The organism is Neobacillus mesonae (genome assembly GCF_001636315.1).
Lineage (GTDB): Bacteria > Bacillota > Bacilli > Bacillales > Cytobacillaceae > Neobacillus > Neobacillus mesonae.
Window position 1 is genome coordinate 89,213 of record NZ_KV440949.1, and the last position, 26,041, is coordinate 115,253.

The window sequence follows — 26,041 nt, forward strand, 5'->3', positions numbered from 1 at the left end:
TACTCCTTAATAAAAACTGAAAATCATTATATTATACTCGATTTTGGTGATGAAAATATGGTTTAGCAATAAGGAGATGAGTTTTTTGTCAAAAAAATTATCAGCTAACGAAAATACGGTACGGCAAGAACCAGTAGTAAAACAATTGTTTAGCAAGGTGCCAGAAGTAACTATTTTCTTCTGGATCATTAAGATTTTATGTACAACTGTCGGTGAAACGTTTGCCGATTTCCTTAATTTCAACCTTGGATTTGGATTAACTAACACTACGATCATTATGGGAATAGCGTTTTTCATTGTGTTGTTTCTTCAATTTAGAGCAAAGAAATATGTTCCAGGCATTTATTGGACAACGGTTGTACTTATAAGCGTATTCGGGACTTTGGTAACAGATAATTTGACAGACGGTATAGGTGTACCTCTTGAGATAAGCACAGCCGTTTTTTCCGTACTTCTAGGACTAACTTTTCTATTTTGGTATATAAATGAAAAAACACTCTCGATACACTCGATCTTTACATCAAAAAGGGAAGTATTCTATTGGCTTACGATTCTTTTCACATTTGCACTCGGAACTGCAGTAGGTGACTTATATTCCGAACAACTAGGACTTGGCTATCTTAATACAGGAATAATTGTCATTATTATCATATCTTGTATATTCTTAGCATGGAAAATGAAACTTGATGGTGTACTAGCATTTTGGATTGCGTATATTTTGACTCGTCCTCTAGGAGCATCATTAGGAGATTTCCTTTCTCAACCAAAAGTTAATGGCGGATTAGGGTTGGGTACAACTGTGACTAGTGTTATTTTTCTTGTAGCTATCTTAGCGATTATAGTTTTTCTCGCTGTTACAAAAATTGATATAAATACAAAAAGCGGAACAGCAAAAACAAACCAAACTAATGGAAGTAAGAAAAATTTTATGACCCAAACCATTACGGCACTGTGTATTTTCTTAATTGTTGGTATTGGCAGTTATGTATGGAGAAGTAATACTATAGCATCGCAATTAGTTTCTTCACAAGCCTCATTAGGTGGACAATTAACAGGATTTATTAAAATTGAAAATGACATGCTAACGGAAGTAAACTCAAATAACTTTAGTTCGGCTAAAACAAGTGCGGATGATTTAGAACATCAATGGGATTCATCAGAGCCTAAACTTAGGAAAATAGATGGTACCACCTGGACAAAAATTGATGGAACCATTGACGTAGTGTTGGCTGCAGTTCGTTCATCAAGCCCTGATGTCAGCAAGTCAAAATCTGCACTTACCAATTCGCTCAGTATCATATATGGTGCAAATAAATAGAAAATCCTTTGGAATCGAAAAAGCGGTTCCTTTTTTATGAGATAGCCCCAATTTAATTGTCAAAAGCGAAAAAGCCATCGTTAAGTGCTTTTAAATGATCCTCCATAATCGGCCCTTAAATGAAAATGAGCACTTATCCTAAGATAAACCCAATGTCTCAATAAAACTGAGAAATTGGGTTTTTTTATAGTTACTAAAAGTGCAAATAACGCTTAAAATAGGTGCAAAATAACTACTAATGTGACGGTTGTGCAACCAAACATATACATTTTTAAATTTTGTTCATGGATTGCTCATATTTACCTGTTAAGATAGATGTTAGTTAATTTGTTTTCTATTTTCTATTTAAACGACATATTTTTTTGTCATAATAATGCATTATGTTACTTAATAAAAGCGCCATTTAATTGAATAATAATGTCGAATAAGCCTTTGAATAATAGAAGTTGGCCGTTTCTCTTTCATAAATCGCTTTTCAGCTTCTTTAATAGTTTGATTAACTTTTTCCTCACGACGTGCATTAATAAGTACAGATGCACCTTCCGCCACTAATGACATGTCGATTCCTTTCCAATTCCTGATGTATACGGAAAAATGCGACTATATCATTCTGCGTTTTATTAGAAGTCAAAATTGTCTGGATCTGGTCCAACTCGATAATTCTGATTCAAGTCATCAATGATTTGCATTTCCTCTTTCGTCAATTCAAAATCAAACACATTTGCATTTTCAATAATTCGATGCTCTTTTGTTGATTTCGGAATTATAACAACCCCGTGTTGCAAGTCCCAACGCAAAATAATTTGGGCGACAGATTTATTATGATTGTCCGCAATTTTCTGTAAAATTTCATTTTCTAGCAACTGACCTTGCATTAATGGTGACCATGCTTCAAGCTGGATACCGTTGTTTTTGCAGAATGCTTGCAGCTCTTTTTGAGTTAATCGAGGATGCCGCTCTACTTGATTTACCATTGGCTTAATTTCAGCAGCCTTCATTAAGTCTTCCAAATGATGAATTTGAAAATTACTTACACCAATTGCTTTTACTCGGCCTTCTTTATAAAGAGTTTCTAATGCTCTCCAAGCATCTTTATATTTCCCTTCAACCGGCCAATGAATCAAATATAAATCTAAATACTCTAAGCCAAGTTTCTTTAAACTTGTTTCATATGCCGCAATTGTTGATTCATACCCTAAATCTGAGTTCCACACCTTTGAAGTAACAAATAGTTCTTCTCTTTTAATACCTGCTTCTTTTAAGCCTTCTTGGATTCCTATACCAACACCTTCTTCATTCTCATAAATCGCTGCTGTATCCACACTGCGATAGCAATGTTTAATAGCTGTTTTTACTGCGTTTACTAATTCAGGACCTTCTTCGACTTTAAAAACACCAATTCCAAGCCAAGGCATTTTCACACCATTATGCAAAGTTGTTGTATCTTGTAATTTTTTTACCATCATCTTTAAAACCTCCAAAATTTTATATTTTACTTACTTGATCTTTTCGTTCCAAAGCTCTGCTAAATCCAGTTAAGACTGCAGCCACTAAAACCATAAGTGCTCCAATCCAAGACGTGTGGATAAGACCTATGGAATCTGTAATAAGACCGCCTAAATAGGATCCAATCGCAATCCCAGCATTAAAGGCTGCAATATTTATTGCCGATGCCACATCCACCGCACTAGGAACAAAGCGCTCTGCCAGCATCACAACATATACTTGCAAGCCTGGTACATTCATAAATGCTAACAGCCCCATCAAAAGAATCGTTATTAATCCAGCAACTTTAAATGGTGCTGTAAACATCAAAATAAATAAGACGACTGCCTGTACAATAAACATATAGAACAATGCACGAATTGGATTTTGATTCGATAGCTTTCCACCAATCATATTTCCAATCACAATCGCAATGCCGTAAGCTAATAAAATAACAGCCACAGTTCCTTCTTTAAACCCAGTGATGTCTTGAAGCAATGGTGATAAGAAGGTAAACACGACAAATGTACCGCCATATCCTAATGCTGTAATAGTAAATAAAAGTAATAACCGACCATTTGTCACAAGCTTAAACTGATCACGAAAGGTTGTTTTTACTCCTTTTCGTAAATTAGATGGGACAAGAATGCTATTTGCAATTAAGGCAATGACACCAATGATAACAATGGTAATAAAGGCTGTTCTCCAACCTAGCTGTTGTCCAATAAAGGTTCCAAATGGAACACCAGTTACCGTAGCTACTGTAAGACCTGTAAACATAATTGAAATCGCACTAGCTCTGCGATTTTCCGGAACTAAATCGGCAGCTATTGTCGATCCTATTGACATGAAGACCCCATGTGAAAATGCCGAGATCACACGTGCTACTAGCAATAACCCAATAGTCGTAGAGATTGCAGCAAGAGTATTACCAATAATAAAGACAATCATAATCCAAATTAATAATGTCTTACGTGACATTCTCGATGTCAAAGATGTCAAAATAGGAGCTCCAAACGTTACTCCTAAAGCATATAAAGATACCGTTAATCCTGCCGTGGTAACTGGAATACTTAAATCATTTGCAATTAGAGGCAGCAATCCGACACTGATGAATTCAGTCGTTCCGATTGCAAAAGCACTAACTGCTAAAGCAAGCAATGCTAACGTGCTTTGCTTTTTACTTAATGCCATATTATCTCATCCTTTCTTCTGTTATATAAATGGATACTTTCTTTTCAGCAAATAATAAATTTCGAAAGAAAGTATAGTATGAATCGGCCGGCAGATGTTATTATGAGATATATCGATCGTAAAGAAAAGTACGCACTTTAAAGTAATATAGGAACTAGAAAGTGCTATAGGTACTTTTTAGTTCCTAGAGAGGGGTAAAAGAATGCAAAAAAAGAAATACAATATTTCTGTTGAAGCGACATTAGAAGTCATCGGTGGAAAGTGGAAATGTGTTATACTTTGCCATCTGACACATGGAAAAAAGCGTACAAGTGAATTGAAACGTCTGATGCCAAACATTACACAAAAAATGTTAACCCAACAATTACGTGAGTTAGAAGAAGATGGGGTCATTAATCGTATTGTTCATAATCAAATTCCTCCGAAAGTGGAGTATGAGCTCAGCGAATATGGACAAAGCTTAGAGGGTATCTTAAATTCACTATGTGTATGGGGAGAAAAACATATTACCAAGGTATATGGTGATAAATTTGCTGTATTAGAGAAAAGCGTTTTAAATGATAACTTGAAATAATATTCGTTGAATAGATTATACTATTTAATTCAAAAATCCTATTATCCAGGATTTTGCTTATTGAGAACGTAAAAACAAAAAGGGTGTCAGGCACCATGTGAATTTTTCACAAGGTGCCTGACACCCTTTTATTATTCCTATATCCATTGAATAGAGCTAAACTCGCCATGGGGATGGCTTTGTAGTTTAAATCTACGATATTCGTATTCTAATTTTGAAAGGGACATTTCGTAAAGCTGTTTGTCTTCTTTATCATATACGTTAAAAAAGACTAATTTATTGATAAGCTTTTGCTTCCTTTTTTCAACACTATTTCTCATTAGAAACACTCCCCTAACTTGTATATGTTTCTTTCCTTTTACCACTTGCTTATAATCAACTTTAAAGTCCGGTTAGTTTATTTATTAATTTTATTATAAACTTATAATTCCTATATGTAAAGTATGAATTAACCTAAATATAATCCCTTCCAAAGAAAAAAGGCACTATGTGAATTTTTCACATGGTGCCTGACACCAACTCCCAATTTTTTACTTACTTTACTCCTGCCTTAGTTTGTTCCTCCTGATACGCCTTCAGTTGTTCGATCATGACGTGGAGTTCGGGTTCGCTGATGGATGGGTAGTCGTCGATTTTGTCTCTTACGTATTTGAGCTGTTCGGGGAGGTCTCCTGTTTTGTTTGAAAAGAATGAGGCTACCGTTCCTGTTACGACCCCTATTAACCCGATGCCAACGAACATTAGCACACTAGCAATGATTCTTCCAACATCTGTTTCAGGAGCTAAATCTCCATAGCCGACAGTGGTAGTGGTCACGACTGTCCACCATAAAGCATCTCCATAACTTTTAAAGCTTGGTTCAATCCAGCTCATCGGAATCGCTGTTATAAATAATAATGCAATGACGGTCACAAATAATTTATCCAAGCGATATTTCTCAATCAACAGATCTAATATGGAATTATTTCTTTTTACGACGAGGATAAGCCTAATAAGACGTACCAAACGGATTAAACGGAGTGTTCTAAACAGCTGATCAACGGGGATCAGGGCAAGGAGCTCAATCGGATGACTTTTAACAAATTCCCATTTATTTTTACTCATAAATAGCCGAATCAGATAATCAGCGGCAAAGAGCACCCAAACAAACCAGCCCAGTACAAGATCCTCCCGCTCAGGCAATTCAGCAGCTATCGAAAAAATTATAAGTCCTGCAAGTAAACATTCATAAATAAAACCAATCTTCCGTTTTGACAAACAACCACCTCTAACACTACTAGTTTCCCTTTCTATTTTAAAGGAAAAACTTCGCCGATAACAAGGGCAGATTTTCTATTGAAGATGCCTAATTAATCGTTTCACTTTATTCCTTTTCCATCTTCTACTATGATAGATAGTAAAGAATGTAAAGGAGTTTTCCACATGATTAATGTTTTATTCGTCTGCCTCGGCAACATTTGCCGTTCGCCGATGGCTGAAGCTTTGTTTCGCGACTTAGTAAAAAAGGAAAAGCTGGAGGACAAAATTTCCGTCGATTCCGCTGCCACCAGTTCATGGCATATTGGTTCGCCTCCCCACAAAGGAACGCTCGCCATATTAAAAAAATACAACATTTCATCTGCGGGGCTTGCCGGCCGCCAATTAACGAAAGAAGACTTTGAAAAATTCGATTACATTATCGGAATGGATGAAAGCAACACGAATAACATCGCCACCATCACCGGCCAGCCAAAACACCCGAAAATCATCCGATTGCTTGATTTGACTGACCATCACAAAGACGTTCCCGATCCTTATTACACCGGCGACTTCCAGGAAACATATGACCTTGTATCCGAAGGGTGTCAGGCACTACTTGGAAAAATACAGAAGGAACATGATTTATCGTAAGAAAAAATGCTGCAGCTCAAGGGCTGCAGCATTTTTATCCATCTATTTGATTTCTCTGTAAATATTGAGCTCGCCGCTTTCCCGAAGCTTCTTAAGTTCGGGTATAATTCTTACCATGTGAGCAGTTTGATTATGCTGCTCCAATGCCTGTTCATTCTCCCATTCCTCTAGCATAGTAAAAATGGTAGGATCGTTAATATCCTCATGAAGAGCATACGATATGCAGCCCTTTTCTTTACGGGTTTCGGCCACAAGTTCTCTCGCCAGCATGATATAATCTTCTGGATTGACTTCCGGTTTTAGCTTTGCTTTGGCAACGACTTTAATCATGTATATCTCCTCCGTTTTTCTAGTAAACGAAAAACTTCTAATATGTAATAAAGTGCCTGTTCCCCTTCACTTTAATCTATTAGATAAACGGGGTCAAGCACCGTGATTTTTAGTACTAGTCTATTATTGTTTTTTAATAGGAGTCACGACAGCATACAAACTTTCAGTTGGATCCGATACATTAAATTCAATAATCTTATAGCCGGTTTCAACTTCTTTGCACTCGCTTGTTTTAGTCGAAATTAATTGAATGTCTTTCATCATGATACTTCCTTCCTAATATTCTTCACACAGAAGTTACTATATGCGTAAAACACAAATATGTGCATATTTTTTAAAAAAATCTCAAATTAAACTGATAAGGTTGTAATTTATCTACTGGAGGACGATTAAACAATATCCTTCCATTCACCGCTTTGATGAAGATCATCATATGCTTTGTACAAGTTCTCAACCTCTTTTATTTCAATCCCTCGATTATATAAGGTATCTGGGTCAAAATGATATCTTTTGTTTCATAATTACAGCCCATTTCCGGAAAAATGAAGCATTTTTTAGGGTCGAGTTTCATACATAAGAAGGGTGTATTGAGAATAACTCACCTAGGAGGACAGCAAGATGATTCAACAATCAGTAAAAGTCAATAAAAAAGCCGGGTTGTATGCGAAGCCCGTCAATCAATTAGTCCAAACTGCTTCGCAATTTAACGCAGACATTTACCTTATTTACAACGAGCGCAAGGTTAACGTAAAATCAGTACTCGGTATTTTATCACTAGCAATACCAAATCAGGCAGAAGTTACAATAGAAGCATCTGGCGAAGACGAAACAGAGGCTCTTAAGGAGATCATCCGCCATCTGGAAGAAAGTTGAAAAAGGTGTCAGGCACCATGTGAATTTTTCACATGGTGCCTGACACCCAAAATGACATTCAAATAGTTTTACATCCCAAAATGTTGTTTAGCCAACTCCTTGAATCTCCCATGATCAATGTGTTCTTTTGTTACGATTCCGTCTTTCCATTGTGTGAAGGTGGAGTCGGTTAAGGTAATGTTTCCGTTTTCTGTTAGGCGGGTTATTAATGGGTGTTTGTTAAAGGAAGATTCCGGGTGTTCGGCGATGATCGTCTGGATTTCATTCAAATTAGCAAAATCCTTCATAGGCTTTCTGGAATCAAAAGCATAGCCAGTTCTCCAATCGGAATCTTTATGTTTTAGTTTCATTTGCAACACATAGTCGCCCTGCTCGATGTACGCCTTTCTTATTCTAAATTCCCCGTTACTTGAAGAAACTGTTTCACCCGACAAAGGCACAGGTTTTAACGGTAAATTTGCACCAAACCCGGTGTCAATTAAATACCTTTCCCCTTCGTAGTCTAAAAGAATCGCTACATGAGTTCTGCCGACCGCCGTATACTCCCCTTTTGCTTGATTGAAAACAACACCAGTGACTAACGCAGCATTAAAATCATTTTCCAATAAATAATAGTAGAGAAGCGGATTTAGTTCATAGCACAAACCGCCCTGATTTTTCCCTAAAATTTTATCCGTCAAGTTCTCCTTCGTAACCTCACGCTTGTTATTGTCAATAATCGCTCTATTTTCAAATGGAATACTTGTAGCTGTTTTTTCAAGTACTTTGTTTAATTTTTCAAAAGTAATCTTTTCATTTTCTGGAATTCCAGTTCTTTTATGAAATAAAGAGGTTAACTTACTCATTCTGAACCCTCCAAATTTTAATGACTTATTGACTATTATAATAGTACTTTGAAATACCGCCATCTTCAAACAAAAAGGCCAATTCCCAAGCGTATTAACGCACAGTGGAATCGGCACCAAACAATTTTAGTTAAAAAACAATCGTTTTATTTTGATGGACAATAATCCGGTCTTCGAGATGCCATTTAACAGCACGCGCCAATACGCTTCGCTCAATCGCCCGTCCCTTTTTCTTTAGTGCATCAACATCTGAACGGTGATCCACTCGGGCGATGTCCTGTTCAATAATCGGGCCCTCATCCAAATCATTTGTCACATAATGGGCGGTCGCCCCAATTAATTTCACGCCGCGGTCGTAAGCCCGTTCATATGGTCTCGCACCGATAAAGGCCGGGAGGAAGGAATGGTGAATATTGATAATCTTCTTGGAATTAGCAGCGACAAATTTAGGCGTTAAAATTTGCATATATCGGGCTAAAACAATCACATCAATGTTGTATTCTTTCAGAAGCTGTAATTGCTGCTCCTCCACCTGCTCCCGAATATCCTTATTTGCTGGAATATAATAGAAAGGAATATTCAATCCTTCTACCACATCCCTTGCTGCCTCATGATTACTAATGACTAAGGCGATGTCGGTCATTAAATCGCCGCTTTGCCATTCCCATAAAAGCTCGAGAAGACAATGAAGCTCCTTTGAAACGAATATTGCTGTCTTTTTCACCTTATAAACAGGTGTTAAACGCCAATCCATGGAAAACTTCACAGCAATCTCGGTAAACTCCTCTGCCATTTGGTTTTCTTTATCCTTTAAAAATGGGCATTCAAACTCAATCCGAATGAAAAATTCGCCGCCCTCTGGATTCGTAGAGTACTGACTTGACTCAATAATATTGGCATTATGAGAAAATAAAAATTGCGAAATGGCCGACACAATCCCTGGCTGGTCTGGACAGCTGACCAATAAACGGCCACGATTTTGATTTTGGAGCTTAAATTGTTCAACTTGCTCTTTTATAAATGAATTCATTTGCTCGATTTCCCTTCCCGTTTTTAATGAAAACAATTATACATTAGATTTGTTTGGTTTGTTAAGAATTTTCTTAAAAATAATTTTAGCACTACGATGCATTAAAGCTTTAACCTAATGGCAAGCTGAACTCAAAAATTTTTCAACAACTATATTCCCTCGTCCTTTTATTTTCTTCTATTATCAGGCACCTCCATATTAAGTCTATAAATTTTCCACATTTCCAAATAAATCCTTAGAAATATGCACATATTATATAAGGAATTTTTTAAATTTATTTTGAGGATGAATAGTAATGGAAGAGATTGTCCATGCCGTCGTTCGTACAGTTGTCTCCATCTCCATTGTAATGGTTTTTTCCACATGGTTTGGAAAACAACTCAACGCTCATATTAACCTTTATAATTTTGCGTTGTCTATTATTATTGGTTCATTTATTGCCAATATGGGATTTGATATCAATTTAAAATTCCTCCCGATGCTCGCCGCCTTTTTAACTCTCGTTTTAATCTTTTTTTTGTTTTCTTTTATTTCATCCAAGAGTCGGGTTATTCGCAAATGGTTATCCGGTAAACCCGTCGTAGTCATCGACAACGGCAAGATCCTGGATGATAACATGAAAAAAATAAGGTATACTCTTGATGATTTAAATCAGCAGCTGCGGGAATTAGGAATATTTGATATTAGTGAAGTTGAGTTCGCCATCTTGGAAGTAAGCGGAAAGTTATCTGTTATGAAAAAAACGAAATATCAAAATGCCACAAAACTAGATTTAAATCCAGCTATTCAAAATGAAAACTTCATCTTTCCAAAAGAACTCATCATGAATGGAAAAATAATTGAAAAGAACATGGATGCACAATATTCAAACGCCTGGCTGATGAATCAATTAAACAAAAGAAGGTTAGAGTTACCAGATGTCCACTACGCCGTCATTTCCTCTACCGGACATCTATTTATAGACCATTACAAAGATCACATATCGTCCCCCATTGACAATGAATAAAAGAATTTTGGACATCAATCGGGTGTCAGGCACCATGTGAAAATTTCACATGGTGCCTGACACCCGATTTCATTTTGCGAACATTATTTGAATTTCATTTTCCGCCTCAATCATTCTTCCAAAACGGTAGCCTTCTATTAGTACATGCCTTTCGTGGTCATTTAGACGGCGGTTCCATTTGGTTTCCAGATAGAAAATCACTTCATTGTAGAAAATGTCGGGATATTCAAAGGGTTCATTCATGAATCGCTCACCTCGTTGTCATAATTAGTTTATCAACATCTCCAGTCTTGTCTAATATCCCTATTAATATGATCGTTTTATGAAAAAACAAAAGACCAGCCACCTTCGGAAAGATCCCATGGTGCCTGGCACTTCCTCCATATTCTTTTCATTTATTTAATCCCAATTTTGCTCATATCAATAACCTTTTTCAAATATTCGTATTCCTTTTCCTCCAAAATATCCACTTCATTGTTTGTAGCAACAAGGATCTGGTCCCTGCACTTTGCTAACCGTTGGATCATTGGATAAATTGTTAAACTGGAGCGATTGACAAAATCATATAAATCATTTAAACAAACTGGCAGCTTGTACCCTTTAGAGCTGCTGGCAATAATGACACCGCTGTCACGGAGCTTGGATACTATGTTGGAGCGGAAATAATGCTGGTTCATTTTTATATCCCTTAAGGCATTTAAGTTGTCGAGAATTTCTTGTGTATAAACATATTCATCCGGATTTTCTTTCAAATTAAATAAAAGAAACTTTAAAAAATCAATCCGCAGCCGTTCATCGTCTTCTTCAGTCTTTTTATGTTTTTCAATATAGTTATAGGTTAATGTTACTGCCTGTTTGATAATGATTTCTTCGTATTGGGATTCTTGATGATTTGATTTGTAGTCATACAGAAAATGAGTATAATCTTGAGGTAATAAATTGATCGCGGCTATTTTATGTTTTATTAATTTGTATAAAGTCCGATATTGATTAGAAAAATGGGCACGGTCATACCCTTTTGCGAGGATCGCCGCCACTAGGTTAGCTAGTTGTAAAAGCAAGTCCGATTTGGTCTGATTGAAGCCGAATATAGAATAATTAAATAAATCTGGAATACTGTTCGTTTTTACATATTGGTGAAACTCTCGCAAAAATGGTTTCGAATCTTGTATGTCTGTGACTAAGTCCAGCTGCTCGAAACTGCGATTGAGATCCTCATAAATCATGCGATTAACGTACCGAATAAACGGCTTTGAATGCATCACACCGCTCTCTTCTCTTATCTTTCTTTTATCAATCACATACGCATAAATGCTAAAAGGTAAATCCTTAAGTTCGGTTAAAATTTGAACAAGGTCTTCATCTGTGAATGTTGTACTGCCTTGAAAACATTGAATCTTTCGCATTTCCGTTTCCAGTAATTCTAAGTTAGAATCCTTAACTAGAATAGAAACGATAATAAAATGCGTTGACATTCCCTGATGACTAAAGTCAAACCGGTAATCCCCACACTCATCGATAAAAGCATACTGAATCTCTTCCATGGCCCCGCCCCCAATATACACATTATCCTTTCTATACAATTTCAACACACTATCTAAAGAAACCTTCTTTTATCTAAAAAGGGTGTCAGGCACCAAGAAAAGCTCCTGCGCTTTGATCAGCTCCGACAAGCATAAGACGCGCCGGCCTAAAGGTTGCTTTTTAACCTTTTGGACGGATTGGCTTATGACTCGCAGGGCTAAGCGCTGGAGCTAGACATGTGAATTTTTCACATGGTGCCTGACACCCGATTTGATATTCCTATTTCAATGCGTTGATTGCGTTGATTAGTCCGTTGCCGGATTTTTCGTCATAGCCTGGATTGAAGATGTCTTCAGCTGATTGGAGAATAATACTTTTTACTTGTGCTGGTTTTAGTTTGTCCTTACCGTGTTGGGCGATAATGACGCCGGCAAGAGCAGCTACTTTTGGTGCTGCCATGGATGTACCTGCTTTATAACCCCAGCCTCCAGGGACAGTAGCCAAGCAAAGGTAGGAGTTATCTCTTCCTTCTTTTGTTTCTGGATTATAGTTTGGCCCTAAATCTCCACCTGGAGCCATTACATCAATTTTTCCTACGCCATAGTTTGAGTAGTATGCCAAATTCTTTAATTGGCCGCCAGCAGAAACTCGAATCATATTCTGATTGCTTGGACTCCTGTGTGTAGCCCCTTTGTCATCTCCGGAAAGTTTTCCTGGGCTGCTAATATCCACAGCGTTATTCCCTGCAGAACCAACCACAGTCACACCTTTTTGGATCGCATATTGTATGGCACGATTAAACATGTTTACGTCGGCTACAACATCTTTTGTGGCATATTCTGGGTCTTGGAACCAATCATAGCCTCCGAGCGACATATTAACGACATCCACATTATCATCTGCCGCTGTCATTAAAGCTTCTGCAATATCTGCTGTTGATGCGCTTCCCGTAGGGCCGAAGACACGATAAGATGCCACTTTAAGGTCAGGTCCAATCCCTAATGTTCTGCCTTTTGCTGCAATCGAACCTGCTACGTGTGTACCGTGTCCGTTTTCATCTTTAGGATCTGAGTAACCTGGAACAAATGATTTTCCGTAGGCATAATTCTCTTTTAAATCCGGATGAGTGTAGTCAATACCAGTATCAATCACCGCAACTACAATGTCGTCTCCTGATACTGGCTTTCCAGTACCGCCCTGTAATGTCCACGATTCCCCATTATTGGTAACTTGCTTTATATCCCACTGGAATTGTTCATATAGATCTGCCTTAACTGGAGCTGCCTCAGCATATGTAACGGATGCTTCAACCGCTGGTGTCTCCGCGTACACTTTGTTTTCTACTCCAGCTTCAGCTACCAAGGAGGATTTTCTTACCTCGCTTAAGAAATTCGGATTGTTTGAGGAAACTTCAACAGCCCCTAATTTATCAAGCTTTTGCTGTACTTTCCCGCCTGCTTTCGTAAGCAATGCTTCGTAACCCGACGGCAGCTTGCTTTCATCCTTAAAAACGACTATGTACTTCTTTTCAAGTGATTGTGCATGGCTTACACTGAAACCGCTTGCAAAAAATGTGGAAGCACCTAATGTTAAACTAAGCGCACCTGCAAAAAATGCTTTTTTCATCTTCATCTAGAAGACCTCCTTTATCTATTTCCTAAATTTGATTATATTTGAAATCACTGGATGGACGAGAGTTTTCTTTCGACACGATCCAAACACGTTATCCGACTTTAGAATTACAAGAATACATTTTATTGAAAATAATTAATTAACAAAGATTACTTTCCCTTGTTGATGAAGACCGAATCCAATCGAACTTTGTCGAAACTATGATTCTTATATCTCAAAAAACAAAGAAAGATGTCGGCACCATGTGAAATTTTCACATGGTGCCTGACACCCTAAACATGTTCAATATTTAATATCATTAAAGAGTTTTCTCAAATGCAGTTAATGCATCGTCAACAATGCTGATAATTTCTTCCACTTCTTCTTTATTAATAATGAGAGGCGGAGCAATTGCTACGATATTCTTACCCTCTTCAAAATCAGCAGCTCTCAAAATTAATTTATTATTAAAGCAATGTTCAACAACAAACGACGCGGCCCGAATAGATTGTTCGAATGGTGTATCCGTATCAGGATCTGCCTGTAGATCAAAACCTGCCAGCAATCCAATTGCTCTTGGCTTTGTAAAATGCTTATGTTTATTAGCTAAGTATTCAAAACCATTCTTAAGAACCAATTCCATATTTTTCGCGTTCTCAATCAGGTTATCTCGTTCAATAATTTCCAAGTTTTTCAAAGCTACAGCACACGCCGTCGGGTGACCACTATACGTAAAACCGTGACCGAGAATCTGATCATGCTCATTTAAAGTATCCCTAATTTCTTTATTAACCATGACCCCGCCGAGCTGGGCATAACCGCTGGTAATTCCTTTAGCCACACTCATGATATCTGGAACAACGTCCCAGTTATCAACACCAAACCACTTACCTGTACGGCCAAATCCGCAAATAACTTCATCAGCAATCAGCAAGATTTCATTTGCTTTACATAGTTCTTTGACTGCTTTTAAGTAACCATCAGGGGAAACATGGACACCGCCCGCACCTTGAATTGGCTCTAAAATAACTGCAGCAATATTCTCTGCACCCACTTTTTCAATCGTATCTCGAATACAGCCTTCATAGTTTGAATCCGTTTTATCGCCTAACTCACAATTCGTAACATGGCCTCTTGCATTAATAATGTCAATATCCCTAGAGCCAGCAAAATTATGGAAGGCTTCAATTCCAGTAGCGGATCCTGCAGAAACAGTTGCCCCGTGATAACTCCGGGTAATAGAGATAATTTTTTTCTTCGCTTTGCGGCCTTTTAAATTCCAATAGAATCTTGCTAGTTTAAAGGCTGTATCATTGGATTCCGATCCGCCAGAAGTATAGAAAATAGCACTTAAATCACCAGGAGCAACGGAGACGACCTTTTGGGCCAACCGGACTGCATTTGGGTTCGAATAGCTATAAAATGAAGAACTATAAGCGATGGTGCTTAGCTGATCATATGCCGCTTTGGCTAGTTCTTGATTTCCATGTCCTAAATTTACATTCCAAAGCATTGAAACACCATCTATATACGTGTCCCCTTTTACATCTGTTACCCGAATACCTTTACCCTCTTGAAAAATAATTTTCGGTCCTTTTTCCTGAAATAACTTAGGAACAGTCGTCGGGTGTAAGTAGTGCTTCTTATCCAACTCGATAAGTTCTTGAATTTCGGGTAAAGCTTGAGAGATTGTCATAGAATAAAGCCTCCTAAAAATTTTTTAAAGCAGAGATCCAACCCTTCAAGTTTGTTCTTTATTTGATAGCACTCTACGTAAATGGGACTAGATAAGCATAGATTTATGTGTGAGTTTTAAACATCAATCTCCTAATCCGATTAAAGGATTGAATCCCTAAGTATTCCTTAAATGTAATATACCTACAATGTATAAGTTTGTCAATTATAAATATTTAATATATTCTAAAAATTATAATCAGAGTTTTATATATTCACCCCTTTTCCCTCATTAATTGGACTATTTAATTGTTCTGACTCTCCCTCCTCCTCTTCGGTATGGCTGGTCAATACTTCAATCGGTGTTGTTTCAAAGATCCTTTTTTTCATAACAAACTTTACCCAACAAAAAGAATAAACTACTGTTAAAGTTAAAAATATTATTGTATAGGTGTAAATGTTCATTTTAATGGTTGGGTCCGGGAAAATATTAAAGATTACATATAGCATCCCGATTATACCAATTATTTGGAAGGTGAAACCGAACGGTGATTTGAACCCTCTTTTTATATTCGGATATTTAAGTCGTAAAATGATCACATTTAAATGGGCAATGATATAGGCAACCATCCAACACAGACATCCGGCCAAAATAAATGTGGTAATCGACGAACTATTCGTTATTCCAATCAGTAAGAAGAACACAAACAGTAAAGACATGAAGAGAATCGCAACCCAAGGAATACCCCAGCGATTTAACTTACTAAAAACTTTCGGCATTTGACCTTCTAATGCCATTGCGTAAAGCATCCTTGAAATGGAGCTAATAAGAGTGTTTAACGTACTAGATGTCGCAAGGATTGTGACAATTCCCATCCAAATAAGTCCTGTGTCACCTAACATGGCTTTAGCTGCATCAACATGTGGTGAGGCAGATTCTGCCAAACCTTCTAGTGGAGCGTACTTGATTGAAGCGAATCCAAAGATGAGGTCAGCAATGAAAATGATGACCAAACCTAAGATCATGGATAAGGGGATATAGATTTTCGGTTTCTTAATTTCCTCAGCCAGCGGCGTAACAAACTCTACCCCTACGAAGAGCCAAAAGGCTAAAGCAGTTAAACTTAACACACCCCATCCCATTGGATTAAAATCTAGTGTATTTGTCACAGGGGTCCCTGTGGCATTTCCTGTTAACCCAATAATCCCGAGTGTAACGGTGGATCCTATTAATAGGGTAGTTAATATTGTCTGCGTCCAACTGAAAACCTTAACACCAAATAAGTTACTAATACCTAGAAATAAAACAACCACAATGGATACCAATACTGGATTAATTTTTACAGAAAAGACCTCTGTAACAATAAATCCTGAAATAGCCGCTTCCGCACTTCCTGCAAAAATAGTAACCAGAACATAACCGCTTATGACGGCAACCATTCCAACAAACGGCCCCATTGCTGGCAGTGTAAAATGATTAATTCCTCCTGCCCGAGGAATAATTCCTGACAATTCAGAAAAAGAAAACGCAACACATAGATTGAGGAATAAGGCAAATAGCATGGCAATGATGAAACCTTTACCTCCAATACCAAATCCCTGCCCTAATGATACTAATGCACTAGAGCTTACGACAATTCCGACAGCTGTTGCCACTGCCCCCCATAATCCTAATGACCTGATTAATTGCTTACTCAATAGCATAATTCCCCCTTCATTTGAAATAGGTTGATAATACACAACAGGGTATCAATTTAAAGAAATCGATTATCACAAATAAGTTTAAAATGAATGATCATCTTAAACAGTTCTCTCACTAGTCGAAGTAATATAGGTTCTTTTCTTCATTTTTTCATAGCCTAAATACATGCTTAGGGAAAGAACAATTCCTACTACCCATGCAATATCTAACCCATCCATCATTTTAGAAATAGGGCCTTGGTAGATTCCCGTATTGGTAAAAGGAATTTGACTAATGACTGTAATAAGATAAATGATAATAGAGCTAAGGCGTAATTTACCAAAAACACCATTTTTCTCGACAAAATCATCAGGCTTATAATCTTGCCGTTTAAGGAGGTAAAAATCGGTTAAGTTAATAACACTCCATGGGACAATAAAGAAAAGGATAAATCCTAGATAAAGCTGAAAATAGCCCATAAAATTACCAGCCCCAACCGTGGCCGCCAATGCTAAAAGACACCCGACCAGAAGAGAAGCTAGAACACGTATTTTGATAGTTGTAGTGAATTTAACGAAATTACTTGCTATAGATAAGAGGATGATCCCTGCCCCATAAATATTTAACGAGTTGATTACAATCAATCCTAAAGATAACAAAATGACAATAACAGTTCCCATACCACCGCCTAATTCCTTTATTTGTCCCATCACATTACCATCAATCACCATCGTTGCAACGGCTGCACCTAACAGCATCAGCCAAGTAGAGCTAAGAAAACTCCCTAAATAGCTGTAAACAAATGTTTTTTTAGACTCCTTTGGATGCATATATCTTGAATGGTCTGACACGTAGGGACCATAAGTGATTTGCCACGTTATTGAAATCGAGGTGGCAAGTATAAATTGGCTAAAGGAAAACCCTCCGCGATTTAGCATTTCCATCGAAATATTGCCAAGGACAAGGAACGTTAAAATAATAAAAATAATCGTGTAAACAATTGTGTATATTTTCATTGATTTCTGGATAAGACCCTGCCCATAAATTGCCAATAACACCATCGGTATGAGGCTGAAGAGTACTGTTCCATTAATATTAATTCCCAATGTTTCATTAATCCCCTGACCAACTAACACGGTATTACTTGCTCCGTATCCCATATACATAATAAAGACGATTAACATCGGTAAGATGACACCAAAATATCCAAACTGCGCTCTGCTTTGCATCACTTGCGGTATACCAAGTTTTGGACCTTGTGCAGAATGGAGGGCCATGACAATGGCACCTAACGCATGGCCAAGAATAATGGATAACGCTGCCCACCAAAAATTCAATCCAATAACAATAGCTAATGCTCCCGTAACTAATGTGGTAGAAACAGTATTGGCAGCATACCAAGTGAAGAATAATTCCTTTGGTTTACCTCTTCGCTCTTCTAATGGGATAAATTCGTAACTTTTTTGTTCAATAGAATTTGAATGTTGATCAGCCATTCTATCACTTCCTTTTCATTTTTATATTTTTTAACATAGGAAAGGCTTCCATAAGAAGATAATCCTATACTATCCTTCTATTCTTGGAAGCCTCTCAATTAAAATTACTGTAAATTAATCCATACACTTTTTACCTCTGTGTAATTTTCCAATGCATAAGAACCCATATCACGACCAAAACCAGATTGTTTATATCCCCCGAACGGTGAAGCAGGATCCACCATACTGTAACAGTTAACCCATACACTTCCGGCTTTAAGACGATTAGCAATATAATGCGCATTTTTTACATTCTCGGTCCATACACCAGCAGCTAATCCATATGGTGAATTATTGGCACGTTCAATAATTTCATCCATATCATCGTAAGGCATAGCCACCACAACTGGACCAAATATTTCCTCCCTGGCAATTCTCATTCCTTCGGATACCCCAGCAAAAATGGTTGGTTTCACGAAATAGCCTTCTTCGGTCTTTTCCCCGCCTGAAAGACATTCAGCCCCTTCATTCCTGCCGATATTAATATAATTCAACACCCGTTCCTGCTGCTCAATGGATACAAGTGGTCCCATTTGAGTATCTTCGTATAGACCATTCCCTAATTTTACTTTTTCAGCAAATGAAGCTAAATCTGCGACAACATTGTCATACGATTTCTTTTGAATATAAACACGTGAACCTGCACTGCATATTTCACCTTGGTTCGTCATAATTCCCGAGAAGACACCTGGTACTGCCTTTGACATATCGGCATCTGGTAAAATGATATTAGGAGATTTTCCACCTAATTCTAAGGAAACACGCTTCATCGTATTTGACGCTTCACGCATAATTAATTTTCCTACTTCAGTAGAACCTGTAAATGCTATTTTATTAACATCGGGATGTTTTACCAGGGATGCTCCCGCCGTTTCACCAAATCCCGGAACAATATTAATAACTCCTTCTGGAAAACCTACTTCTTGTATTAATTTCCCTAAATACAATGCCGTTAAGGGAGTCTGTTCAGCGGGTTTTAATACTACAGTACATCCAGTTGCAAGGGCAGGAGCTACTTTCCACGAAGCAATCATCAATGGAAAATTCCAAGGAATAATTTGCCCGGTTACTCCAACCGGTTCGTGGCGTGTGTAGTTAAAGAAAGAACCCGACACTGGTATCGTTTGGCCCGTAATCTTAGTAGTCCACCCAGCAAAATACCTAAACTGTTCAATTGTACCTGGTAAATCTATGATTCTTGCCTCATTTATTGGCTTTCCATTATCAAGGGTTTCCAATTGTGCTAGTTCTTCCTTATGTTCTTCGATTCGATCCGCCAGTCGATATATTAAATGGCCTCTTTCTGCAGCACTCATTTTTGACCATGGACCTTGTTCAAACGCTCTCTTAGCCGCCTGGACTGCTTTATGGATATCCCTTTGGTCGCCCTCACTTACAATAGCCAATACTTCCCCAGTTGCCGGATTGTAAGTATTAAAAGTTTTACCAGATTCAGCCTCAACGAACTCCCCATTAATAAATAATTTCTTAGTACCATTTAAGAATTCTGCGACTCTAGGTAATAATGTGATTGTCTGAGTGTTCATAAGAATCCCCCTCTATTAATTGATTAAATACTTTAAAGGTATTAAACTAGCACTTTCAAAGAGCTCCAATATTCAGATTGAATCTCAATTACTTTATTGATCACATTTTTTTGATGTTCATATAAATAATCCGGATACCCATTGGCTCCAGCTACAAATGGATCCACTACGTCAGTCTTAATGCCGCTAAGAGTTTCAATTATGCGAAGTGTGCAAAAGGGAACATAGGCATTGCTATATCCGCCTTCATGGCAGAAAACTATTTTTTTATTACAGTGCTTTTCAGCAATCTCCATCATTAATTCTGTCATCTTTCCAAACCCTTCAGCAGTTACTCTCATTCTGCCTAATGGATCATATATACTTGGATCCTGTCCAGCTGATACAATGATAAGTTGGGGTTTATAATCATCTGCCAAAGGTGCGATAATCGACTTAAATACTTCTAAATAACCGGCATTCCCAGTGCCTGGCGGTAATGGTATATTCACATTAAACCCGCGACCGCTGTCCTCACCAACATCTTCTGCATACCCTGAATTATCAGGAAAATTCAAGTCCTCATGAATGGAAATAAATAATACATTTGGATCATGATAAAACGCTTTCTCTGTGCCGTTTCCATGGTGAACATCCCAATCCAAAATCATAATTCTATCTAAACCATATTTTTCCCTGGCATATTTAGCTGCAATGGCTACATTGTTGAATATACAAAATCCTATCCCCATATCCGCTTCAGCATGATGCCCTGGTGGTCGTGTAAGGGCATAAGCATTTTCCACCTCTGATTGCATAACCGCGTCAACTGCGGTTATTGCCCCACCGGTTGATAATAAGGCAATTTCGTACGACCCTCTGCCAACAATGGCATGATCCCCTGCGTCACCACCAGTGGTGTCACTTAATAATTTGACTTTTTCGATATAATTAGTGGTGTGAAATAATTTAATTTCCTCTAACGTTGCGGGTCTTGGATCAATCCTTTTTAGTTTTTTCATGATTCCACACCGTTCCATCAGATTATTGACTCGTCTTTTTGTGGCAGGATCCTCAGAAAAAACATCCTTTTCTAAATATCCCCCTGAAGGTAGAAAAAGTGTTCCACTACCTGTGTCATGCCAAAAATAACTTTCATCATAAATATAACCAGTTTTCATACAGTCCCTCCTAATCATTTACTTGATTTATCTTTCGGAATCTCTACTTTCATAGTGATACCTGCGAATGGATAAATAAATATTTCCCCCTTATAAAAAATATCAATAAAGGAATTTATCCTTATTTATTCCCTATTAAAATATAGTTTTTATTCTGAAAATTGTCAAGTTTCAAAAAGGAGTTTATGATTTTTATTATCCAAGATAAGACCGATGGACAATCTCGCTTTCTTTTAGTTCTTGTTTGGTTCCTTGGCCCGCTAATCGGCCTGCCATGAGGACGTAGCCGCGGCTGCAGAAATCAATGGCCATTTCGGCATTTTGGTCGACTAATAGGATGGTTGTTCCTTGTTGATGCAATTCTGTGATTTTTTCATAGACTTCGAATACTAGTTTTGGAGACAACCCCATGGACGGTTCATCCAATAATAGAAGTTTAGGGCGTGTCATCATCGCCCTTGCAATGGCAAGCATTTGCTGCTCTCCACCCGACATCAGCCCAGCCAATTGGTCTCTTCTTTCGCGAAGAATGGGAAAAGGCTCTGTCACCTCTTCTGCCCTTTGCTGCCTTTCTTTTACAGGCAGGGTATAGCCTCCTAACAGCAAGTTATCCCATACCGAAAGCAGCGGAAACACATGTCTTCCTTCGGGTACTAGCGTCATGCCGCGGCTGACAAGCTTAAAAGTTTTTTCCTTAATAATTGATTTTCCATTAAGCTGAATATCCCCGCTTTTCGGACGAAGCTCTCCGATAATCGTTTTTAACAGCGTGCTTTTACCCGCACCATTGGCCCCGATGACGGAAACGGCTTCCCGCTCTTCCACTTTTAAACTAACATTGTCTAATGCACATATTTGGCCATAATATGTACTTAAATTTTGGACATTAAGCATTCACCTCAGCCCTCCCCATATAAGCCTCCATTACAGCCGGATGATTTTGAATCAGTTCAGGAGGACCTTCTACCAATTTTCCGCCAAAATTGATCACCGTGATTTGATCGGACAACGTATTTACTAGATGCATATCATGGGCAATAATTAATATGGTGATCCCTTGAGTATTCACCTGTGAAAATAGCTGCATCAATTCCTTCGTTTCTTTCTGGTTCATCCCAGCGGTAGGTTCATCTAGTAATAATAAGAGTGGATTTGTCGCCAAGGCTCTAGCGATTTCTACCCGCCGCTGGTTCCCGTACGAGAGTTTCGCGGCATATTCATGACGGATCTCCCACAACCCGACAAATTGCAGAATCTCTTCAATCCGTGCCTTTGCCTGTCGTTCCTTCTCGCGGAATTCCTTTGTTCGTAAAACAGCTGGAAGCAGCTTGCCGCCCGTAAATAAATAGGTTCCAATTAAAACGGTTTCAAATACCGTCATATCCGGAAATAGACGGATATTTTGGAAGGTACGTGAGATCCCATGCTGGGCAATTTTATCCGGCCGTAAAGAAGTAATGTCTGTGTCCAATAATTGAATTTTTCCTTCATTAGGGGAAATAACACCCGTAATCAAATTGAATAATGTACTTTTTCCCGCTCCGTTCGGACCTATAATGGCATGAATATTATTTTGTGTAACAGAAAAAGATAGATCATTAACTGCTTTTACTCCGCCAAAAGACTTTGAAAGGTGATCAACTGTTAAAATAGATGTCCTATTGTTACTGTTCATAACTCAATCCCTCCTTCTCTACAGCAGTTTTTTCTACCTGTACATTTCTTTGGAGGAAGCGTTTCTTCAACATTTGGAATAAGCCCATGATTCCCTTAGGGAAAAACATAATCATGACGACAATCAAAAATCCATAAATTAACATCCTTAATTCAGGTGTTTCCCTTAATGCTTCTGAAGAAACGGTTAAAATGGATGCACCAATGATCGCCCCAGCAACAGACCCCTGCCCGCCAATCATCACCATTGTCAAAATCGTAACTGACATCCCAAAAGCGAATGTCTCCGGACTTACCACGTGCAGGAAATGGGCATATAATCCACCCGCCGCCCCACAGAAGGCCGCTGAAATCGTAAACATCGTGACTTTCGTCTTAAACACTGGAATTCCCATGGCTTGGGCGGCCAATTCATCGTCACGAATCGCGGTGCATGCCCGTCCAAACCCTGATTTAATGATCAGCCTGGTGATCAAAATCCCTAGGTACACAAAGATCAGTAACAATGGAAAATAATCATGATATTGAAGAAATGAATATTCAAATGATCCTATCTTTACCGTAGGCGGGGCGGGTATTCCCGCAATTCCCATCGGTCCGCCAGTTAAATCGGTCCAGTTGAGAAAAACCAGCCAAATGATGGTACCGAAGGCAAGTGTCGCCATGACGAGATATTCTTCAATTAACTTTAAGCCAATGAATCCAATGATGAATCCGATGACAGCTGTAACCACGATGGAAAGCGGCAGCGTCAGCCAAAAGGAAAATCCTAATTTTTTGGCAAGAATGGCCGCAACGTATGCCCCTACCCCAAAGAATGCTCCATGCCCAACTGACACCTGACCCGTGTAACCTACGATTAAGTCCAATCCGAGGGCAAGGAGGGCATAGATTAAAATAAGGTTAATAATGTACATGAAGTAAGGATTCATGATTCCTAACGGCAGGAAAAATAAAGCAATTCCCGCGATGATCAGAATGGTTTTTCGAATACTTGATCTTTTCATTACGTCCATACAGCTCCCCCCTTTATACTTTTTGCTGAACAACCTTGCCGAAAATCCCCTGTGGACGAACTAACAAAATAAATAATAAGATGACCATTGCTACTGCATCACGATATCCTGAGGAAATGAACCCTGCGGCAAAGCTTTCGATAACCCCCAGCATTAATCCGGCAATCATGGCACCGGGAATATTCCCCATGCCGCCCATAACAGAGGCAGTGAATCCTTTTAGGCCTGCAAAGATCCCCATCGTTGGATACACTAAAAATACTGGTCCTACTAAAATACCTGCGAGTGCCCCTACCGCTGAACCAATCGCAAATGTAATCGAAATAATTTTATTCGCATTAATCCCCATCAATTGTGTAGCATTGATATTTTGTGCAGCGGCCTGAACCGCTTTTCCCATCAGCGTTCTATTAATAAATAACTCTAACGTAATCATCACCAGTATGGTTAAGATAATGATAAAAATATAGTGTTGGTTGATCATCATATCTCCCACCTGAATATTTTTCGAGAGAAATGGTGACGTCAATCGTTCTGGTGTTGCCCCCCAAATGTATTGTGCTAAGTTTTGCAGCAGAATCGAGATCCCAATCGCTGCAATCAATAGATTTAATTTAGGGGCACTTCTCATTCTCAAGTACACCACTTTCTCCATTAAATACCCAAGCAAGGCTCCTGCCAGTACCCCCCCAAGGTACGCGATCCAAATAGGTGTATCTAATAATAGAAGATAAAGGGACACGAATGCCCCTCCCATATATACTTCTCCATGTGCAAAATTGATAAAGCGAAGCACGTTCCATACCATCGTATAGCCAATTGCCATTAACGCATAAATGCTGCCAAGAACAATTCCATTTATTAATTGATCGACAAACATCCCAATCCCCCTATTCCGATTGTTTAATTACCACAAAGTCACCTTTTTGCACCTGCATGATCATCGGAGTATTGGCGCGGTCTCCATTTTCATCAAATCTAATCGGACCTGTGATGCCTTTGTAATCAATATTAGCCAGCGCATCTCGGGATTTTTCTGCATCGGCTTTTCCTTCCTCCAACGCCTTTGCTAACGCCATTGCTGCATCATAAGCAATAGCCGTATTAGCCTGTGCCGGGATTTTATTTTCTTCTGCCAGCTTTTTAAATTCTTTCATTTCCTCCGTATCTGCATTCAAATCAATCATCGAGGCAAAAATGTGATTCTCCACTGCTTCCCCGCCTAGTGAGATCAGCTGCTCTGAGTACATCGAATCATCCGGTGAGAAAAATTGGACATTCAAACCGGCCTGCTTCGCTTGCTGTTCAATTAAGGCCACCTCGTTGTATAAACCTACCACCATGACCGCATCTGGATTAAGCGCCTTTATTTTGGATAATTGGGCGGAAAAATTCTTATCGCCAGGGTTATATTTTTCCGTCGTAGCAAATTCTACACCGAGTTCCTTTGCCGATACTTTGGCAGCATCATACATCGTAATTCCGTAATCCGTATTTTCAAACAGGGCGGCGATTTTCTTTACCTTTTTCTCCTCAGACATATATTTCATGACAGCCGGAACGTAAACCGAACCTGTTAAAATCACGCGGAACAAGTAGTTGTTGCCTGTTTTGGACAAATCAGGGCTTGCTCCCATGTTCAAGTGAAGCACCTTTGCTGGGCCGGAAACATCCTGTGCCGCAAGCGTTGGTGATGAATTGTACCCGCCAATAATCGCTTTGACGCCATCATTCATGATCATTTTGTTGACAACGGCTACCGCCTCAGAAGGAGTGGCTTTATCATCACCGACAATTAACTTGAGCTTTTTGCCATTGATTCCGCCATCGCTATTAATCTTTTGAAAAGCAAGCTCCACGCCATTCTTCATATCCTGTCCATACTGGGCATTATCGCCCGTCATCGGTGCCTGTAATCCTACTTTAATCGTGTCACCGTTTTCAGATTTGGAGGTGCCATTGCCAGATGAAGATTTAGTTGCAGAGCACCCTACTAAAAGTACTGCTAGAATCATAAACATAACGGTTTTCTTTACGAGTTGTCCCATCATATTTCCTCCCTTATTTTTAAAAT

General features: G+C 38.6%; 26 protein-coding genes and 2 pseudogenes. 5 read left to right on the forward strand and 23 right to left on the reverse strand.

Annotated features, from left to right (window positions below):
• Positions 1-85: 85 nt before the first annotated feature.
• On the forward strand, positions 86-1,318 hold the full coding sequence (locus A6749_RS00415) for a COG4705 family protein (protein ID WP_066383346.1): 1,233 nt from the start codon (positions 86-88) through the stop codon (positions 1,316-1,318).
• Positions 1,319-1,738: 420 nt separating this feature from the next.
• On the opposite strand, the pseudogene A6749_RS28770 reads toward A6749_RS00415, so the two are convergent.
• From A6749_RS28770 to A6749_RS00425, 4 genes and pseudogenes are all read right to left on the reverse strand, one after another.
• Positions 1,739-1,810 (reverse strand): annotated as a pseudogene (locus A6749_RS28770) (hypothetical protein); the annotation flags it as partial.
• Positions 1,787-1,914: pseudogene (locus A6749_RS29335) on the reverse strand (SDR family NAD(P)-dependent oxidoreductase); the annotation flags it as partial. The pseudogenes A6749_RS29335 and A6749_RS28770, both read right to left, overlap by 24 nt.
• 24 nt (positions 1,915-1,938) lie before the next feature.
• Positions 1,939-2,781 carry an aldo/keto reductase gene (locus tag A6749_RS00420; protein ID WP_169809871.1) on the reverse strand — a complete coding sequence of 281 codons (843 nt, stop codon included), beginning with the start codon at positions 2,779-2,781 and terminating at the stop codon, positions 1,939-1,941.
• Positions 2,782-2,803: 22 nt separating this feature from the next.
• Entirely contained in the window at positions 2,804-3,997 is a 1,194-nt protein-coding gene (locus A6749_RS00425) for an MFS transporter (RefSeq protein WP_066383359.1), read from the reverse strand.
• 202 nt (positions 3,998-4,199) lie between these two features.
• Between A6749_RS00425 and A6749_RS00430 the strand changes: the two genes are divergently transcribed.
• A complete protein-coding gene (locus A6749_RS00430) occupies positions 4,200-4,571 on the forward strand; it encodes a winged helix-turn-helix transcriptional regulator (protein ID WP_066383367.1) in 372 nt (123 codons plus the stop codon).
• A gap of 137 nt (positions 4,572-4,708) precedes the next feature.
• Here A6749_RS00430 and A6749_RS00435 read toward each other — a convergent pair whose 3' ends face one another.
• Positions 4,709-4,891: a Fur-regulated basic protein FbpA gene (locus tag A6749_RS00435; protein WP_066383378.1), complete on the reverse strand. Its 183-nt coding sequence runs from the start codon at positions 4,889-4,891 to the stop codon at positions 4,709-4,711.
• Between the two features lie 214 nt (positions 4,892-5,105).
• On the reverse strand, positions 5,106-5,828 hold the full coding sequence (locus A6749_RS00440; RefSeq protein WP_066383386.1) for a potassium channel family protein: 723 nt from the start codon (positions 5,826-5,828) through the stop codon (positions 5,106-5,108).
• Positions 5,829-5,993: 165 nt separating this feature from the next.
• Between A6749_RS00440 and A6749_RS00445 the strand changes: the two genes are divergently transcribed.
• Positions 5,994-6,461: a low molecular weight protein-tyrosine-phosphatase gene (locus tag A6749_RS00445; protein WP_066383388.1), complete on the forward strand. Its 468-nt coding sequence runs from the start codon at positions 5,994-5,996 to the stop codon at positions 6,459-6,461.
• Positions 6,462-6,503: 42 nt separating this feature from the next.
• On the opposite strand, the gene A6749_RS00450 is transcribed toward A6749_RS00445, so the two are convergent.
• Together A6749_RS00450 and A6749_RS28255 are read right to left on the reverse strand one after the other, a co-directional pair.
• The gene (locus A6749_RS00450; protein WP_066383389.1) at positions 6,504-6,791 is read right to left on the reverse strand and encodes a putative quinol monooxygenase; all 288 of its coding nucleotides are present in this window, start codon (positions 6,789-6,791) and stop codon (positions 6,504-6,506) included.
• Between the two features lie 123 nt (positions 6,792-6,914).
• Positions 6,915-7,055, reverse strand: a complete 141-nt coding sequence (locus A6749_RS28255) for a hypothetical protein (RefSeq protein ID WP_161487098.1) — start codon at positions 7,053-7,055, stop codon at positions 6,915-6,917.
• A 354-nt stretch (positions 7,056-7,409) separates the two neighbouring features.
• On the opposite strand from A6749_RS28255, the gene A6749_RS00455 reads away from it, so the two are divergent.
• Positions 7,410-7,664, forward strand: coding sequence for an HPr family phosphocarrier protein (locus tag A6749_RS00455; protein ID WP_066383391.1), 255 nt, complete (start codon positions 7,410-7,412; stop codon positions 7,662-7,664).
• A gap of 68 nt (positions 7,665-7,732) precedes the next feature.
• Here A6749_RS00455 and A6749_RS00460 read toward each other — a convergent pair whose 3' ends face one another.
• Positions 7,733-8,509: an arylamine N-acetyltransferase family protein gene (locus A6749_RS00460; protein WP_066383394.1), complete on the reverse strand. Its 777-nt coding sequence runs from the start codon at positions 8,507-8,509 to the stop codon at positions 7,733-7,735.
• Positions 8,510-8,639: 130 nt separating this feature from the next.
• The gene (gene purU / locus A6749_RS00465) at positions 8,640-9,539 is read right to left on the reverse strand and encodes a formyltetrahydrofolate deformylase (protein ID WP_066383397.1); all 900 of its coding nucleotides are present in this window, start codon (positions 9,537-9,539) and stop codon (positions 8,640-8,642) included.
• A 295-nt stretch (positions 9,540-9,834) separates the two neighbouring features.
• Here purU and A6749_RS00470 point away from each other — a divergent pair, with 295 nt between their 5' ends.
• Positions 9,835-10,545 (forward strand): DUF421 domain-containing protein, encoded by a 711-nt coding sequence (locus tag A6749_RS00470; protein ID WP_066383401.1) that lies wholly within the window; start codon positions 9,835-9,837, stop codon positions 10,543-10,545.
• 69 nt (positions 10,546-10,614) lie between these two features.
• Here the strand turns inward: A6749_RS00470 and A6749_RS28260 are convergent, their stop codons facing one another.
• The 13 genes from A6749_RS28260 to A6749_RS00530 form a co-directional block, all read right to left on the reverse strand.
• Positions 10,615-10,788 carry a hypothetical protein gene (locus tag A6749_RS28260; RefSeq protein WP_161487099.1) on the reverse strand — a complete coding sequence of 58 codons (174 nt, stop codon included), beginning with the start codon at positions 10,786-10,788 and terminating at the stop codon, positions 10,615-10,617.
• A gap of 152 nt (positions 10,789-10,940) precedes the next feature.
• Entirely contained in the window at positions 10,941-12,089 is a 1,149-nt protein-coding gene (locus A6749_RS00475) for a DUF3800 domain-containing protein (protein WP_066383403.1), read from the reverse strand.
• A 259-nt stretch (positions 12,090-12,348) separates the two neighbouring features.
• The gene (locus A6749_RS00480; protein ID WP_066383405.1) at positions 12,349-13,701 is read right to left on the reverse strand and encodes a S8 family serine peptidase; all 1,353 of its coding nucleotides are present in this window, start codon (positions 13,699-13,701) and stop codon (positions 12,349-12,351) included.
• A 298-nt stretch (positions 13,702-13,999) separates the two neighbouring features.
• A complete protein-coding gene (locus tag A6749_RS00485; protein ID WP_066383406.1) occupies positions 14,000-15,376 on the reverse strand; it encodes an aminotransferase family protein in 1,377 nt (458 codons plus the stop codon).
• A 245-nt stretch (positions 15,377-15,621) separates the two neighbouring features.
• Complete coding sequence (locus A6749_RS00490) at positions 15,622-17,052, reverse strand: APC family permease (protein WP_161487100.1); 1,431 nt, start codon at positions 17,050-17,052, stop codon at positions 15,622-15,624.
• Between the two features lie 102 nt (positions 17,053-17,154).
• Positions 17,155-18,531 (reverse strand): purine-cytosine permease family protein, encoded by a 1,377-nt coding sequence (locus A6749_RS00495; RefSeq protein WP_066383409.1) that lies wholly within the window; start codon positions 18,529-18,531, stop codon positions 17,155-17,157.
• Between the two features lie 104 nt (positions 18,532-18,635).
• The gene (locus tag A6749_RS00500) at positions 18,636-20,117 is read right to left on the reverse strand and encodes an aldehyde dehydrogenase family protein (protein ID WP_066383412.1); all 1,482 of its coding nucleotides are present in this window, start codon (positions 20,115-20,117) and stop codon (positions 18,636-18,638) included.
• A gap of 41 nt (positions 20,118-20,158) precedes the next feature.
• Positions 20,159-21,277, reverse strand: coding sequence for a class II histone deacetylase (locus A6749_RS00505; protein ID WP_066383422.1), 1,119 nt, complete (start codon positions 21,275-21,277; stop codon positions 20,159-20,161).
• Positions 21,278-21,472: 195 nt separating this feature from the next.
• On the reverse strand, positions 21,473-22,171 hold the full coding sequence (locus A6749_RS00510; protein WP_066383429.1) for an ABC transporter ATP-binding protein: 699 nt from the start codon (positions 22,169-22,171) through the stop codon (positions 21,473-21,475).
• The gene (locus A6749_RS00515) at positions 22,164-22,952 is read right to left on the reverse strand and encodes an ABC transporter ATP-binding protein (RefSeq protein ID WP_066383433.1); all 789 of its coding nucleotides are present in this window, start codon (positions 22,950-22,952) and stop codon (positions 22,164-22,166) included. The genes A6749_RS00510 and A6749_RS00515 overlap by 8 nt, the downstream gene beginning before the upstream one ends.
• Positions 22,942-23,967 carry a branched-chain amino acid ABC transporter permease gene (locus A6749_RS00520; RefSeq protein WP_084797589.1) on the reverse strand — a complete coding sequence of 342 codons (1,026 nt, stop codon included), beginning with the start codon at positions 23,965-23,967 and terminating at the stop codon, positions 22,942-22,944. The genes A6749_RS00515 and A6749_RS00520 overlap by 11 nt, the downstream gene beginning before the upstream one ends.
• A gap of 13 nt (positions 23,968-23,980) precedes the next feature.
• The gene (locus A6749_RS00525) at positions 23,981-24,847 is read right to left on the reverse strand and encodes a branched-chain amino acid ABC transporter permease (RefSeq protein WP_066383435.1); all 867 of its coding nucleotides are present in this window, start codon (positions 24,845-24,847) and stop codon (positions 23,981-23,983) included.
• 10 nt (positions 24,848-24,857) lie between these two features.
• Positions 24,858-26,015 carry an ABC transporter substrate-binding protein gene (locus A6749_RS00530; protein WP_236719605.1) on the reverse strand — a complete coding sequence of 386 codons (1,158 nt, stop codon included), beginning with the start codon at positions 26,013-26,015 and terminating at the stop codon, positions 24,858-24,860.
• Positions 26,016-26,041 lie beyond the last annotated feature (26 nt).